This is a genomic window from Flavobacteriales bacterium, from assembly GCA_016704485.1.
GTDB lineage: Bacteria > Bacteroidota > Bacteroidia > Flavobacteriales_F > PHOS-HE28 > PHOS-HE28.
Window position 1 is genome coordinate 1,308,428 of record JADJAA010000001.1, and the last position, 15,136, is coordinate 1,323,563.

The window sequence follows — 15,136 nt, forward strand, 5'->3', positions numbered from 1 at the left end:
TTTCCACCGACCCACTAATGCCATTGCGGATCGTGGCCTCCAAAGTGCTATGGGTATATCGATACCATGTACAATGCGCTGCGCTTTGCAGTGGTGTTGCACTTCGGAATGGCCGTATATTTACGTTTCCAAATACAACGTGGATGTCAGAGGTTGAATTAAAGAAACGGTTGATCAGTCGCATTCAGCGTTCTAGAAATAGCGCATTACTGCGCGAGGCGCTTAGGTTGTTCGGTACCGATGAAGCGGATCTGGAGCTTTATAAGTTGAATAAAGACCAACAGGCATCGATCGCTAAAGGAAAGCAAGACGTTAAGGCGGGCAGAACGCTTTCTTCACGCGACGCGGATAAGGCCGTGGATGAATGGCTCGGAAAGTGATCTGGACCGCAAATGCGCAAAATGAGCGTTTGCAAATTTTGACCTATTGGGCGGAGCGGAACGGTTCGTTCCGATACAGTGAAAAGCTGGATAGTATGTTCCGTACAGCGTTACGTTTGATCGCTGTACATCCAAAACTAGGAAGATCAACAAGTGACCCGGACGTGCGGGTTAAAGAGGTAGGTGAACACAAGATCTTTTATAAGACCACCGCATCTGAAGTTCATGTACTTTCTGTTTGACATGCAAGCAGAGATCCAGCTTCGCAACCATTTTAGTTCCATTGGTCGACCCTCCCGGGCCTACAGCGCATTCTTCGTCACCCAGATCCGCCAGCCTACGATCAGTTTCTGGAATTTACTCAGGCGTTGAAGGTCCTTGTCCCACAGTCGTGGAAGAATTGCCTTGTTGATCTTCGCCACTAGGCGGAACAGGTTCTTACGCATTGTTGGGAGTAAGTTCTTCCATGCTGCAGTGCTCGCCCGGCCACTCCAGTTCTATGGTGGCGTGGTGTATGCCAAGTGTTTTCAACTTATTTCGCGCTAAGATCTTTATCTCGGAAGCACGTGTGGCATCTACATCACCCAATACAATGTGAACGGTGTGGATCATGAAGGAACCATCCAATGTCCAAGTATGCTGATCATGCAACTCGGCAACACCGGGGATCTGTTTCAACTCGGCTTCCAATTCCTCTGCGTGGATCCGGTGCGGTTGCGCTTGCATCAAGATCGCGGTGCCATTGCGTAACGTGCCGAATGCGTTGTACAGAATGAACAAGCTGATCCCGATGCTCATCAATGGATCGATCCAAGCAAATCCGGTGAAATACATGATCACGGCACCCACCAGGACCGCCGCCCAACCCAACACATCTTCCAATAAGTGAAGGTAGGCTCCGCGTTCGTTCAGTGTTTCTCCACCATGCAATTTCCAAGCAGCGAAGCCATTCATCGCCAACCCGAAGATCGCAATGCCGATCATGCCCGGCGTATCCGGTAGCTCATTGTCCCAGAGCCGCGGAATGCTGAAGAACAACATGCCTAATGCACCAGCGATCAACACCAACGCCGTGAGCCAACCGCCCAACATGCTATACCTGCCATAACCATAACTGTACCGCGCATCGCGGCCTTTCATTGCTACGCGTTGTAACCACCACGCGGCACCCAACACCAAACAATCGCCACCGTCGTGCATGGCGTCGGTGATCACCGCAATGCTGCCGGTCCACCAACCACCAACTGCTTCAATGATCGTAAAAGCTAGATTGATGTAGAACGCAGTACGCAGCGCAATGGCACTGGCCATACTCGGCTCGCCGTGCGTGTGTTCATGACCGGCATGGTCATGCGCGTGTGCATGCGCGGGTGACATTTGGCGAAGGTAGGTGGAGGAGTTAATTTCCGAATAAGCCCATGGTCAGAACGAGCCGTCCTATTCTGTTTTTAGACCAACCCCCACACCCTCACCCAACAACAACCCGCCCGGTCTTCTTTGCCAACTTTTTTTTGGCCTCGGTCATTTTTATGATTTCCTGCAACGTGGCGATCACGTTCAGTTCATCGGCGGTCTTCAGGTCTTCTTGCTTGTCCCGGATCATGCGGTCCACGCGGCGCTCTTTCAAGATGTCCACAGCTTCTTCAAGTGCATCACGCAGCGCTTCACTTTCGCGTTTCACATGGATCTTGTGGCGAGCTTTCCAGTTCGGACTTAGGTCATGTTTCTCCGTTAGAAGGTCTATGGCCATGGCGCGCCAGTTCTCTTGTTCGTGCCCAACGTAGCGGGCTGCATCAATGGTTTCACCTAAGTTGCTCTTGTGCCGGTAGTCGATGTAGATCTCGCGGAACAACGGTTCGTCAAAGAGGATATCATCCAGTGCCAACAGCTCGAACATCAACTCGGCCACGCTGGTTTCTTCTTCTTCGGCATTGCCTTCTTCATCCTGGAATTTCACCATGATCCGTTCGTGTCCATAGCTCAAGAGCATGCGGAGGAGATCACGTTCCTGTGGTGCGGTGCCGAGGTCCTCTACGATCGGTTGTGGCGCTGATAGATCAGGAGCCAAATGTTCTTCCGGAACAAAGTCGCCGCCGAGTTTTTTCTTGTACTGCCGGCGCAGTACCTTGTTCATTTCGCTGATCAAGGCCTGTTCGTTGATCTGCAACAAGGTGCTGCATTGTTTCACGTACAATGCACGCAGGACCAGATCCGGAACCAACGCAACGCTCTCCACGATCTCGTGGATCGCAGCTGCTTTTTTCACCGGGTCATTGCCGCTATCGGCCATGAGCAGTTCGGCCTTGAAGACCAGAAAATCCTGAGCGTGTTCCGTGAGGTGTGCCGTTACCTCGCTGCTGCTGTGGCTTTTCGCGTAACTGTCCGGATCCTCGCCCTCCGGGAACGTGACCACTTTTACATTCAATCCTTCTTTCAAGATCAGATCGATACCGCGCAAGCTGGCCTTCATTCCAGCGGCATCGCCATCGTACAATATGCAGACCGTGGCCGCGTAACGCTTGATCAAACGAACTTGATCCTCTGTCAAACTGGTACCGCTGCTTGCCACAACGTTCGTGATCCCCGCTTGGTGTAAGCTGATCACATCCGTATAGCCTTCCACCAAGTAGCACAGTTCATGCTGCACGATACTTTTCTTGGCTTGGTAGATACCATAAAGCGACTTGCTTTTTATGTACAGCAAGCTCTCTGGACTGTTGAAATACTTCGGTAGTTTTTTATCGCTCTTCAATGTGCGCGCACCGAAACCGATCGGCGAGCCGCTTAGTCCGTGGATCGGGAACGTAACACGGCCTTGGAAAAAATCCCAAGGAGATCCATCGCTCTCTCTGCGTTTGATCCATCCCGCTTTCGCCAACAATTCCGCGTTGAATCCGTTGGCTTGCGCTGCGTATGCAAACGCATTGCCTTGTTCCGGGACATAGCCCAATTGGAACTCTTTGATCGTGGCATCGGAGAAACCGCGTTCGCGGAAATAGGAGAGCCCGATCCGCTTGCCCTCGTCCGTTTCCCAGAGCTGTTCCACGCTCCAGTTCATGGCCCATTGCTGGATCACGGAAAGGCTTTCGCGTTCGCTTTGCGCGATCTCCTGTTCCGGTGTTTGTTCTTCTTCCGGTAGGTCGATGTTGTACCGTTTCGCAAGCCACTTCAGCGCCTCGACATAGCTGAGGTGCTCATGCTTCGTAAGGAAGGTGATGCTATCACCAGCTTCGCCACAGCCGAAGCATTTGTAGATGCCCAGATTCGGGGTAACATTGAAGGAGGGTGTTTTCTCGTTGTGGAATGGACACAGTCCCAAATACCGCGAACCCTTCCGTTTCAACGCAACGAATTCGCCCACTACTTCTTCTACGCGAGCAGCTTCTTTTACTTCCTGAATGGCGTGGGGCGCGATCATTACCGGGGTGTGAAATTACACTAGCGACCGCAGCCGTTGATCCAACGGGTACAATTTACGGTTGGTGCTATTTCAGCTCCACACCTAAGCTATCGAACTGGGCGGTCTTGATCAATACGCCTTTACGATCATAGAATCTCCATTCTCCGACCTTGAGATCGAGCTTGTATTGACCGCTGTAGAACAACATTCCATTATCGTGGAAGACTTCGTTCAAGCCATTCTGCTTTCCATCGCTATACACGGTCTTACTGCGAATTGTGCCATTCCCGAAGTAAGAGGTCCACGGCCCTTGCCGTTCGCCATTCTCTTGCAGACCGGTCATTCTACCAGCATCCGGGATCTTAATGTCCTGGATACCATCCTTGCGGACCGAAGCCTTGATCGTATCCTTTGGTGCGGTATTTATTTCTTCTGCCGGCGGTTGTGTTTTCTGAGGTGCTTGTTGCGGTGTACAAGCCACAAGAGCTCCAACGAACGCAAACCATACGGTGGTGTGAAGTAGGTGATCGATGAATTTCATTGTTCCGGATACGTTGTCTAGTGCGTTCTTATTTCGTTCGCTCCACGGTCAGTTGTACAAGGCCTTCCAAGGCGTCGCGGTATTCGTTCTTCGGAAAGGTATGCAGTGTTCCGATGGCTTTGTCGCGGTATTCGAGCATGCGTGCATGCGCATGTGCGATCCCACCTGCTTCCGATACCATTTCCACCAAACGCTTCACCGATCGGTCATCTTCGTTCTTGTTCTTGACCACATCGATCATCCACCGACGATCGGACTTCGAGACCTTGTCCAGTGAATAGATCAATGGGAGCGTCAGTTTTTTTTCTTTGATGTCCAACCCGGTCGGTTTGCCAATGTCCTCACCATTGCCATAGTCGAACAGATCATCCTTTATCTGGAAGGCGATGCCGGTGTGTTCCCCGAATTTATGCATGCGTTGCACGGCTTCAAGAGGCTGGCCTGCAGCGCTTGCTCCACTTGCACAGCACGCAGCAATAAGACTGGCCGTTTTCTTGCCGATGATGTCGAAATACACGTCCTCACTGAAATTCAAGTTCCGTGTTTTTTGCAGTTGAAGCAATTCGCCTTCGGACATTTCCCGAACAGCAGTACTGACGATCTTCAGTAACTGGAATTCATCTTTTTCGATCGCGAGCAACAAGCCTCGGCTTAACAGGTAATCGCCGACCAATACCGCGATCTTGTTCTTCCAAAGCGCATTGATGCTGAAGAATCCGCGACGCATGGAGCTGCTGTCCACCACATCGTCATGGACCAAGGTTGCCGTATGAAGCAATTCGATCAAACTTGCAGCGATGAACGCACTGTCCTTCACAGGCCCGAACTGCTTCGCACTGAGCAAGGTGAACATCGGCCGCATTTGCTTGCCTTTCCGCTTAACGATGTAGTGCATAACCCGGTCCAGCAGCGCGACCTTACTGCGCATGGCTTCTCGGAAATGCGGCTCAAAGGCCTTCATTTCCTCGGCGATCGGCCGCTGTATGGCTTCAATGGTCACCAATGCTTGCACCCTCGAAGAACAAATGGCCTGCCGGGAACGGCAAAGATGGCGAACACCGCACGTTGCCGCGCAACCTTTTTCAAGATTCTCGTCTGCGTTGGGTAAGCCTACAACTACCTACCTTCGCAACGCATGAATTCCCGTTCCTCCATTTTTCGCAGTTTCCTGCTGATCGCTGCCTGTACGTTGAGTATGGTGGCCATGGCCCAAAAGGAAAAACCGAAGACCCTTTTGTACAAGGACCGGGTAAATGCAGCATTCGACACGGTGAATTGTGTGAAAAACGTATTCAAGATCAACCCATTGCTCTTTTTTCGAGGAGAGATCCCGCTTTATTATGAACGTGCGCTTACACCGCGATTGAGCCTTGAGGTCGGTATTGGCGTTACGTATCGGAATTTCCTGGCACTATCCATTGCTGGTGATGATGCCGACGATTATGGAAGAGGTGTTGAGATCCAAGCTAACCCCAGTTTTCACATCGGTGCACGTTATTATCATCAGATCGATATTGAGCCGCAAGGGTGGTATTCGCAGCTTGAATTCGCTCACTTGGAGTATTCCAAGAAGATCCTCCATAAGGACTCATTAGGACGCTTCCCGGAAGATCCGCAACGTTCGCTTGATGTGCGCACCTACAATGACCTCCGGTTATACATAGGTTACCAGTTGTTCAGTTCTTCAAGCAATTGGATGTGTGATATCTATGGTGGGGTCGCTATGCGATCGCGTCATTCAGTAAAGGTCATTGAGGAAACACGAGTGGACTTTACCAATAGTCGGGTTGAGTACCTCTACAGTACTATAGAGTCCGATGATACGGTTCCCGCATTCTTCCTTGGGTTCAAGGTCGGTCTAGGGTTCTGACAAGCAGCTTGAAAAGCGAAGATACTACTTCATCACCCGCTCACCGTCCTTTATAGCAGGCGTATTCTTGTTCGCCAACTGGCCACAGGCTGCATCAATGTCCTTTCCACGGCTGCGGCGAATACGAGCGACAATGCCCTTGCTTTCCAAGTGGTACATGAATGCTGCTGCATCCTCATCACTTGAACGTTGGAAAGATCCCTTTACGTTCGCGCTAGCATCGATCGGATTGTATTCGATCAGATTCACTTTCGAATCCACGTCGCTTGCATAGCGCACAAGGTCTTGTGCATCTGCGATGGAATCGTTGAACCCCTTCAATAGAATGTACTCGAAGGTGACATCCTTTTTCGTCATGCGGGTATAGTAGCGCAAGGCGTCCTTCAGCTCTGCCAAGGGCGTTTGTTCGTTGATCGGCATGATGGTATCACGTTTGGCATCCGTAGCGGCGTGAAGGCTGATCGCAAGGTGGAAACGCGCACCGTCATCCGCTAATTTCCGGATCATTTTTGCAATACCAGCAGTGCTCACCGTTATGCGGCGCGAGCCCATTCCCAGTGCATCCTGCGAGTTGATGAGATCTGCACTAGCCATGGTATTGGCATAGTTGAGCAATGGTTCGCCCATGCCCATGTAAACAATGTTGGTGACGTTCTTTTTGTTGTATTTCAGTGCAAGATCATCGATCAAGGTCACTTGGTCCACGATCTCAGCGGCATCCAGATTTCTGATGCGCTTCAGCTTGCCCGTTGCGCAGAACGTACACGTTAAACTACACCCGATCTGGCTGCTGATACATGCCGTTTGCCGTTTTGGTGTCGGGATCAGAACGCCTTCAACAATGTGACCGTCCCAGGTCCTGAAAGCACACTTTATCGTGCCATCTTCGCTTCGTTGTTCTTCTACCAATTCTAGCGGACGAAATAACGTGTGCTCGCTCAGTTTTTCACGAAATGCCTTGGGTAGGTCGGACATATCATCCCAGGCACGTGCTTTTTTCTTCCACAACCAATCCCAGAGTTGTTTGGCGCGGTAGGGCTTTTCGCCAAGGTCAGCGACTAAAGCGGTTAGTTGTTCCTTGGAAAGGCTGCGGATATCGATCGGTGTAGTGCTCACGGCGCAAAGGTCGGTGTTAATCCATTAAATGGGGTGGAATACGGGATGATCACACTACCAGCCCTTCAGCTACCCTTAGGTCCATTGGCGTGGTGATCTTCAGGTTAGCGTCATCGCCCTCCACTAAATGCACGGGTTCTCCTAAGCGCTCCACCAACGTGGCTTCATCCGTGAATGCTCGGTCGTAGGGTAGTTCGAACGCCTTACGCAGAAGGTCCGTACGAAAGCATTGAGGGGTTTGCACAATGCGGAACCCTGTTCTATCCATCGCTCTGGACCCCTCTGGCATGACCTCCCGTATTGACGAACTTATCGGTACGACTGGAATGGCTGACCCATTGGCCTTGGCACCATCGAAGCAACGACCGATCAGACCTACATCTACCAGTGGTCGTACGCCATCATGAACGGCAACCACACCGTTGTGAGTGACTTTGGTAAGTCCTTTCTGAACGGAATGGAATCGTTCTTCGCCACCGGCCACGATCTCATGTTCTGTAAAGAATTTATGACCAATGCAAAGGCTTTTCCAGATCGGGATCTGCGCTTCTGGTAAGACGACCACGATCTGCATGGTGACATTATAGGCCCGGAACGCGTCGATGGAATAACATAGCAGCGGCTTACCCTTGAGCAACAAGAACTGTTTCGGAATGGAGGCTCCCATGCGTTTGCCTAGGCCTCCGGCTACAATGATGGCGCTACGTTCCATGATCACGAATTAACCGATAAATGAGTTACGATCGAAATGTGCTGAAAGCGCAAAGCCGCGGATCATGGACCCACGGCTTCGTTCAGAGTTAATTATCCCGATCAGATGATCAACATCGCATCGCCATAGCTGAAGAAACGATACTTCTCCTTCATGGCCACTTTGTAGGCGTTCCAAACATGGTCATATCCACCGAATGCAGCTACTTGCATCAAGAGCGTGCTTTCTGGCATATGGAAGTTGGTGATCATGCTATCCGCGATACTGAAATCATATGGCGGGAAGATGAATTTGTTGGTCCATCCGTTGTATGGATTCAACTGGTTCTCCGTGTTCACGCTGCTTTCAATGGCGCGCATCGTGGTGGTACCTACACAACATACCCGCTTCTTGTTCACGATCGCTTTGTTCACGATCTTACACGCTTCTGGCGTAATAATGGCCTGCTCGGAGTCCATTTTATGCTTGGTCAGATCTTCAACTTCCACTGGGCGGAACGTGCCAAGACCTACATGTAAGGTTACTTCGGCGAACTCCAGTCCTTGCAGTTCCATCCGCTTCATCAGCTCACGGCTGAAATGAAGACCAGCGGTTGGTGCTGCTACAGCGCCTTCTTCTTTGGCGTAGATCGTTTGGTAGCGCTCGGCATCACTAGGCTCAGTTTCGCGTTTGATGTAGCGAGGCAAAGGTGTTTCACCCATTTCGGTGATCGCGGCTTTGAATTCCTCGTAGGTGCCATCGAACAAGAAACGCAAGGTGCGGCCACGGCTGGTAGTGTTGTCGATCACCTCCGCTACAAGTTCATCGTCCTTACCGAAGTACAATTTGTTACCGATACGGATCTTGCGAGCAGGATCAACGATCACATCCCACAACAGGCTTTCGCGGTTCAATTCGCGCAGCATGAAGACCTCGATCTTCGCTCCTGTTTTTTCCTTGTTGCCCCACATACGTGCAGGGAATACGCGGGTGTTGTTCAGGATGAAGGTGTCGCCTTCATTGAAATAATCAAGGATGTTCTTGAATTTCTTGTGTTCGATCTTCCCGTCCTTGCGGTGCAGAACCATCAATTTGGCGCCGTCGCGATCTTTGGTTGGATATAGGGCGATCTGCTCCTTTGGCAGATCGAATTTGAATGATGCTAGTTTCATGAATTTTGCGGAGCTTACAGGCTCCCGCTGCTTATTTGGGGGGCCGAAGATAATATCATAACTGCGCCGAGGTCAAAAAGGTTGACCAGCAGGTGGTAAGAACAGGTGTGTCGGGCTTGGAGGCCTATTTCACAACGGGGCGATCAATTGCGTCCATTCAAACGGATGTCGGGCGTCGGAAACGGAAAAGTCGCCGATATGCGTGCGCCGCAATGCGCTGAGGTATGCGCCACAACCGAGTTCCTGACCAATGTCGTGGGCCAAGGATCGGATGTAAGTGCCTTTGCTCACATGTACCTCGAAATCGACCTCGTTGTCGCGGATTCCAGTTACTTCCAGCTTGGATATCAATACTTTAACCTCTGGAAAATCGACTAAATGGGCACGTTCTTCATCGCGTGCCAACCAGAACGCGCGCTCACCTTCAAAGCGCTTGGCAGAATAGTTAGGTGGGCGCTGCATTACCTCGCCATGGAACTGGGCAAAGGCGGACTTGATGGTATTATCATCCAGTTGTTCCCATGGCCCAAAGCGGATCTTTTCCGTTTCAGCATCATAACTATCTGTTACATAGCCTAATGTGATGGTGCCGGTGTAGACTTTGGTCTGTCCGGTAATGAGGGGAAGCTTTTTCGTGAAGGACCCGTAAGCAATGATCAATAGCCCGCTAGCCAATGGATCCAACGTGCCAGCATGACCTACCTTGAAGTTCCGTCTTTGAACTACGCTCCGCATAGCTCCGCGGATCTTCTTTACCACATCAAAACTGGTCCAGTCCAACGGCTTGTCCACCAGAACGAATCCTCCGTCATCGGGTAGAAATACAAAATCCTCAAATTTTCCGGTTTCCTCCATACGGATCAACAGCGGCGAAGGTACCAGGATGTTGGTGGTAGCCTTTGTGACTGTAGCGCTTACATCATTTGCAAGGGTACATTCATCAAGTATAACACGATAATGACCCCGCCTACCACTATCCGGTACCAACCGAATGCCTTGAATCCATGCCTACTCAGAAAGGCTATGAACGAACGAATTGCGATGATCGCGACTATGAACGCCACCACATTGCCAATGGCGAAAAGCTGGAAATGCTCACTGGTGAATTCACCACCGTCCTTGATGTAATCGTAGATGGATTTTACCGTGGCTCCGAACATTGTCGGTACGGCCAAAAAGAAACTGAATTCCGCCGCGTTCTTTCGCGATAAACCTTGCGTCATTCCTCCAATGATCGTGGCCGCGGAACGAGACACACCAGGCACCATTGCGATACACTGCCACACACCGATGATGAACGCCTTTTTATAGCTAATGGGTTGTGTTTCCTCGTTTTTTCCACCGGGAGCCCAACGATCAATGAACAAGAACACGACCCCACCAAGGAATAACATAACCCCGACCACGACCACATTTTCCAGCAAGGCATTGATGAAGTCATTCAGCAGAAGGCCTGCAACAACTGCGGGCAGGAATGCGACGAAAAGCGTTGTGTAGAAATCGAAGGTCTGGAAGAAGCGTTTCCAGTACAAAGCGATCACGGAAAGGATAGCTCCGAACTGGATCGCAACGGTAAAAAGTTTCACGAATTCGTCCTGCTGGATCCCCATGATGCTGGATCCGATGATCATATGCCCAGTACTTGAAACGGGCAGGAATTCGGTGATTCCCTCGATGATCGCGAGGATGATCGCTTGGATAATGGTCATGCCTCCGAACCACCTGTCTTTTTCAGGATCGCATAGACCACGAATAAGTAGCCGATCAGCGTAACAATAGGAGCAACGGTTATGCGCCTTGGACTAAAGATATCAGCCTCATTAAAGGAATTCGGATCGCCGTTACCACCCCCGGCCATGAGCATGAACCCAACTACGACGATCGCGAGGCCGATCAACAGTAATTTGTAATTGGTGGCGGTGAACGCCATATCCATTTGTTCGTTGTGCTTGGATGCCATGATCTGCTTATTCAACTCCAATGAAGGTCCTCGGAATTCATGCGAAGGTAACGACGTACTGCGAACCACGTGCTGACCAACGATATAAGTAGTCCTAGAACCACTACTCCGATGAACAAAAGCGCCAAGGTGAACATGTCCGTGAACGCGAGCATATCCGGCATGTAATGCTTTACCAATTGAAGCACCCCCACCATTAGACCAACAGCAACAATGGAACCCACTATGCCTTGCCACATGCTCTGTGAAATGAAGGGTTTCTTGATGAACCATTGCGTGGCTCCCACTAAATGCATCGTGCGGATAAGAAAGCGTTTGCTGTATATGGCCAAGCGGATCGTATTGTTGATAAGCGCTATGGCAATGATCAACAACAATGCAGTGAACCCAAGCACTAGCAGGCCTATTTTGCTCAAATTAGCATCGATGTTCTCGACCACTGCCGCATTGTACGCTACTTCTTGTACGCGTTGGTCCTTTTTCAAACTCTCAACGATCCACTTCAAACTATCTGTTTGGGCATAGTCTGCGCTTAACCGTAATTCCACGGAGGGTAATAAGGGATTACTGCCGAGCACATTCAAAAAGTCCTCGCCGAGATCTTGTTTCAATTGCTCGGCCGCTTCGTCTGCAGTAACGTATCGGGTTTCATGGGAGTAGGCCTCCGTATCCAATTCTTTACGGAACTGCATAATGTCAACCTCCTTCAGGTCCCGCTTCAGAAAAAGCTCAACGCGCACGTTTTCCTTGAAATACTGCTCCAAGGCGTGGGCATTCAGGACCAAAAAGCCGAGAATGCCCAGCATGAACAGCACAAGTGCAATTCCGATAATGGTCCCAAACCCTGCGGAACGAGTGCGTGATCTTGAATTGCGGTCCATACTCATCGGCGACAAATGTAGTTAGGGCGGCGAATGCATTGTTCCGACTTGGCGTAGCCCAGTACATTTGCCACCGTAGACGGAAGAATATGCAGTACGACCACAACGAGATCGAGAAGAAATGGCGCGAGAAATGGAAAGCCGATGGCACCTATCGTGTGGAGAACGACTTGTCGAAACCTAAGTATTATGTCCTGGACATGTTCCCGTATCCCAGTGGCGCTGGCCTGCACGTTGGGCACCCGCTCGGGTACATAGCAAGTGATATCGTTGCTCGTTTCAAACGACACAGCGGCTTCAATGTGTTGCACCCCATGGGCTATGATAGCTTCGGGTTGCCTGCAGAACAGTACGCCATCCAGACAGGTCAACATCCTGCAAAGACCACCGAGATCAACTTGGCACGTTATCGCGAGCAACTCGACAGAATCGGTTTCAGCTTCGATTGGAGTCGCGAAGTGCGCACCAGTGACCCGAAGTACTACAAATGGACCCAGTGGATCTTTTTGCAACTTTTTGAAAGCTGGTATGATCCAAAACAGGATAAGGCCAGACCCATTGCAGATCTGATAGCGCGTTTCGAACAGCAGGGATGCCAAGGACAGGATGCGTCCATCCTTACGGGAGATGTGGAGGAGTTCGTGGGCGGATTTACAGCGGCAGAATGGAGTTCGTATAGCGAACGGACAAAGCAGATGGTGTTGCAGTATTTCCGCTTGGCCTACCTCAGCGATGCTTGGGTGAATTGGTGTCCCGCCCTGGGAACAGTGCTTGCCAATGATGAGGTGAAGGATGGTGTGAGCGAGCGCGGCGGACACCCAGTGGAGCGGAAGCGCATGCCACAATGGAGCATGCGCATCACGGCCTATGCGCAACGGCTGCTCGAAGGGCTGGACGAATTGGATTGGAGTACCTCGCTAAAAGAATCGCAGCGAAATTGGATCGGGCGAAGTGAGGGGGCGTTGGTCCGTTTTACTGTGGCTGAAGATTTCATCGAGGTATTCACTACGCGGCCAGATACGCTGTTCGGAGTATCGTTCATCACGCTAGCACCGGAACATGTGTTGGTGGGCAAGTACACTACTGATGATCGCAGAGCAGAAGTCGAGACTTACGTGAAAACCGCCAGTAACCGAAGTGAACGCGAACGCCAAGCCGAGGTGGAAAAGGTGAGTGGTGTTTTCACAGGCTCCTACGCCAAGCATCCGTTCACGGGCGCCGATATTCCGATCTGGGTGGGTGACTACGTGCTCGCTGGATATGGAACTGGTGCCGTGATGGCCGTGCCCGGTGGAGACCAGCGTGATTGGCGTTTTGCGAAGCAGTTCGACCTGCCGATCATTGCCGTGACCGAAGGAGCAGATATCGAAAAGGAAGCCGACGAGCGCAAGGACGCGATCATCTGTAGCGAAGGATTTCTGAAGGGCTTGAAAGTGAAGGATGCGATCACGCGCGCGATCCAAGAGTTGGAAAAATTGGGTGCCGGTGAAGGCCGCATAAACTTCCGCTTGCGCGATGCTGCATTTGGCCGCCAGCGCTATTGGGGCGAGCCGATACCTATCTACTACAAGGACGATATTCCCTACGCTTTACCAGAAAGTGAATTGCCTTTGGTTTTGCCGGAGGTTGATAAATTCCTTCCTACAGAAGATGGAGAACCACCATTGGCTCGAGCGAAGAATTGGAGTTACGATGGCCATCCGTTAGAGACCACCACAATGCCCGGTTGGGCCGGAAGCAGTTGGTATTTTTTGCGTTACATGGACCCGCATAACGAGGGCCGTTTCGCATCACCGGAAGCCATCAAGTATTGGAACCAGATCGATCTGTACATGGGTGGCAGCGAACACGCCACAGGCCACTTGCTCTACTTCCGGTTCTGGACCAAGTTCCTGCATGATCGCGGTTGGTTGCCTTTTGATGAACCGGCTAAGAAGTTGGTGAATCAGGGGATGATTACTGGGCGCTCTGCTGTGGCGTTTCGTAATCGATTACCATTGGTCGACAACAATCCAACTCATGTTGAACGTCCTTATCCGATTCTCAATTGGGATATTCTTTTGTATGTCTCAGCGGATTTGTTCAATCAACAATTTTCCGATGATGGAGGCAGTCGAATAGCTGCCCAGAACGCCATTCGTCGCGCTGCGTGCAATGCCATTGGAGCCAAAAATGATATTGCCCCAGACCTCTTGTTTCACGATGTGCACCTCTTGCAAATGACAGAGGCTATGGATCGAGTTCTGATACCGATTGAGTTCATCGAGGCTGATGAATCCTCTGTGAACTTAGAGGCACTTAAGAACTGGAACACTGATTTTCGAGATGGCGTGTATGTGTCTGAGGGCGCTTTCAGGGTGTTGCGCGACGTGGAGAAGATGTCCAAGTCGAAGTTCAACGTGGTGAACCCCGACGAGATCATTGCCAAATACGGCGCCGATACCCTGCGCCTCTACGAAATGTTCCTCGGCCCGTTGGAGCAAAGCAAGCCGTGGGACACCAACGGCATCGAAGGCACCTTCCGCTTCCTGCGTAAATTCTGGAATCTGTTCTATGAAAGCGATGTGTTCAGCGTGAGCGATGAAGCTCCCACGAAAGCCGAGTTCAAAGCCTTGCACTCCACCCTGAAGAAGGTAACGGAAGACATTCAGAACATGAGCTTCAACACCAGTGTTGCGCAGTTCATGATCGCAGTGAACGAGTTGGGTGCATTGAAGAGCCACAAACGTGATGTGCTGGAACCGATGACCATACTCCTCGCGCCATTTGCACCGCATATCGCGGAGGAGCTCTGGAGCAAATTGGGCCATACGGAAAGCATCACAACAGCGCCTTGGCCGGTTTTCGATCCACAGTATTTGGTTGAGGATAGTTTCAAATACCCGATCAGCTTCAATGGAAAAACCCGCATGTTGCTGGAATTCCCCGCCACACTTTCAAAAGAAGAGGTGGAAGCGCAGGTAATGGCAAATCCTGAGGTGCAGGAACGGTTGGAAGGAAAAACTCCGAAAAAAGTGATCGTGGTCCCCAAACGCATCGTGAATATCGTAGTGTGAACGCAAATTTGCCCGACATAATGTCCTGTTCTCCAGACAAAGGCGTGGTTCGGCACCGGTTTTGCATAT

16 protein-coding genes are annotated in these 15,136 nt (G+C 50.9%); 4 read left to right on the forward strand and 12 right to left on the reverse strand.

Annotated elements, in window-relative coordinates:
• Positions 1 to 17 precede the first annotated feature (17 nt).
• Together IPF95_05570 and IPF95_05575 are read left to right on the forward strand one after the other, a co-directional pair.
• Positions 18 to 380, forward strand: a complete 363-nt coding sequence (locus tag IPF95_05570; protein MBK6474163.1) for a hypothetical protein — start codon at positions 18 to 20, stop codon at positions 378 to 380.
• The gene (locus tag IPF95_05575; GenBank protein MBK6474164.1) at positions 365 to 622 is read left to right on the forward strand and encodes a type II toxin-antitoxin system RelE/ParE family toxin; all 258 of its coding nucleotides are present in this window, start codon (positions 365 to 367) and stop codon (positions 620 to 622) included. The genes IPF95_05570 and IPF95_05575 overlap by 16 nt, the downstream gene beginning before the upstream one ends.
• Positions 623 to 682: 60 nt before the next feature.
• Here IPF95_05575 and IPF95_05580 read toward each other — a convergent pair whose 3' ends face one another.
• The 5 genes from IPF95_05580 to IPF95_05600 all read right to left on the reverse strand — a co-directional run bounded on the left by IPF95_05580 (position 683) and on the right by IPF95_05600 (position 5,282).
• Positions 683 to 826, reverse strand: coding sequence for a hypothetical protein (locus IPF95_05580; protein ID MBK6474165.1), 144 nt, complete (start codon positions 824 to 826; stop codon positions 683 to 685).
• Positions 819 to 1,757, reverse strand: a complete 939-nt coding sequence (locus IPF95_05585; protein ID MBK6474166.1) for a cation transporter — start codon at positions 1,755 to 1,757, stop codon at positions 819 to 821. The genes IPF95_05580 and IPF95_05585 overlap by 8 nt, the downstream gene beginning before the upstream one ends.
• A 91-nt stretch (positions 1,758 to 1,848) precedes the next feature.
• Complete coding sequence (gene dnaG, locus IPF95_05590) at positions 1,849 to 3,798, reverse strand: DNA primase (protein ID MBK6474167.1); 1,950 nt, start codon at positions 3,796 to 3,798, stop codon at positions 1,849 to 1,851.
• Between the two features lie 67 nt (positions 3,799 to 3,865).
• Positions 3,866 to 4,321, reverse strand: a complete 456-nt coding sequence (locus tag IPF95_05595) for a hypothetical protein (protein ID MBK6474168.1) — start codon at positions 4,319 to 4,321, stop codon at positions 3,866 to 3,868.
• A 28-nt stretch (positions 4,322 to 4,349) separates the two neighbouring features.
• Positions 4,350 to 5,282: a polyprenyl synthetase family protein gene (locus tag IPF95_05600; GenBank protein ID MBK6474169.1), complete on the reverse strand. Its 933-nt coding sequence runs from the start codon at positions 5,280 to 5,282 to the stop codon at positions 4,350 to 4,352.
• A 174-nt stretch (positions 5,283 to 5,456) separates the two neighbouring features.
• Between IPF95_05600 and IPF95_05605 the strand changes: the two genes are divergently transcribed.
• Positions 5,457 to 6,191, forward strand: a complete 735-nt coding sequence (locus IPF95_05605; protein MBK6474170.1) for a hypothetical protein — start codon at positions 5,457 to 5,459, stop codon at positions 6,189 to 6,191.
• Positions 6,192 to 6,215: 24 nt separating this feature from the next.
• Here IPF95_05605 and rlmN read toward each other — a convergent pair whose 3' ends face one another.
• From rlmN to IPF95_05640, 7 genes are all read right to left on the reverse strand, one after another.
• Entirely contained in the window at positions 6,216 to 7,328 is a 1,113-nt protein-coding gene (gene rlmN, locus IPF95_05610; GenBank protein MBK6474171.1) for a 23S rRNA (adenine(2503)-C(2))-methyltransferase RlmN, read from the reverse strand.
• A 28-nt stretch (positions 7,329 to 7,356) separates the two neighbouring features.
• Positions 7,357 to 8,019, reverse strand: a complete 663-nt coding sequence (locus IPF95_05615; GenBank protein MBK6474172.1) for a 2-C-methyl-D-erythritol 4-phosphate cytidylyltransferase — start codon at positions 8,017 to 8,019, stop codon at positions 7,357 to 7,359.
• Positions 8,020 to 8,120: 101 nt separating this feature from the next.
• On the reverse strand, positions 8,121 to 9,170 hold the full coding sequence (gene queA, locus IPF95_05620; GenBank protein ID MBK6474173.1) for a tRNA preQ1(34) S-adenosylmethionine ribosyltransferase-isomerase QueA: 1,050 nt from the start codon (positions 9,168 to 9,170) through the stop codon (positions 8,121 to 8,123).
• Between the two features lie 129 nt (positions 9,171 to 9,299).
• Positions 9,300 to 10,025 (reverse strand): tRNA pseudouridine(55) synthase TruB, encoded by a 726-nt coding sequence (gene truB, locus IPF95_05625; protein ID MBK6474174.1) that lies wholly within the window; start codon positions 10,023 to 10,025, stop codon positions 9,300 to 9,302.
• Between the two features lie 59 nt (positions 10,026 to 10,084).
• On the reverse strand, positions 10,085 to 10,879 hold the full coding sequence (locus IPF95_05630; GenBank protein MBK6474175.1) for an undecaprenyl-diphosphate phosphatase: 795 nt from the start codon (positions 10,877 to 10,879) through the stop codon (positions 10,085 to 10,087).
• The gene (locus IPF95_05635) at positions 10,876 to 11,130 is read right to left on the reverse strand and encodes a DUF3098 domain-containing protein (protein MBK6474176.1); all 255 of its coding nucleotides are present in this window, start codon (positions 11,128 to 11,130) and stop codon (positions 10,876 to 10,878) included. The genes IPF95_05630 and IPF95_05635 overlap by 4 nt, the downstream gene beginning before the upstream one ends.
• A gap of 11 nt (positions 11,131 to 11,141) precedes the next feature.
• Entirely contained in the window at positions 11,142 to 12,017 is an 876-nt protein-coding gene (locus tag IPF95_05640; protein ID MBK6474177.1) for an FtsX-like permease family protein, read from the reverse strand.
• An 83-nt stretch (positions 12,018 to 12,100) separates the two neighbouring features.
• On the opposite strand from IPF95_05640, the gene IPF95_05645 reads away from it, so the two are divergent.
• Positions 12,101 to 15,067 (forward strand): leucine--tRNA ligase, encoded by a 2,967-nt coding sequence (locus IPF95_05645; GenBank protein ID MBK6474178.1) that lies wholly within the window; start codon positions 12,101 to 12,103, stop codon positions 15,065 to 15,067.
• Positions 15,068 to 15,136 lie beyond the last annotated feature (69 nt).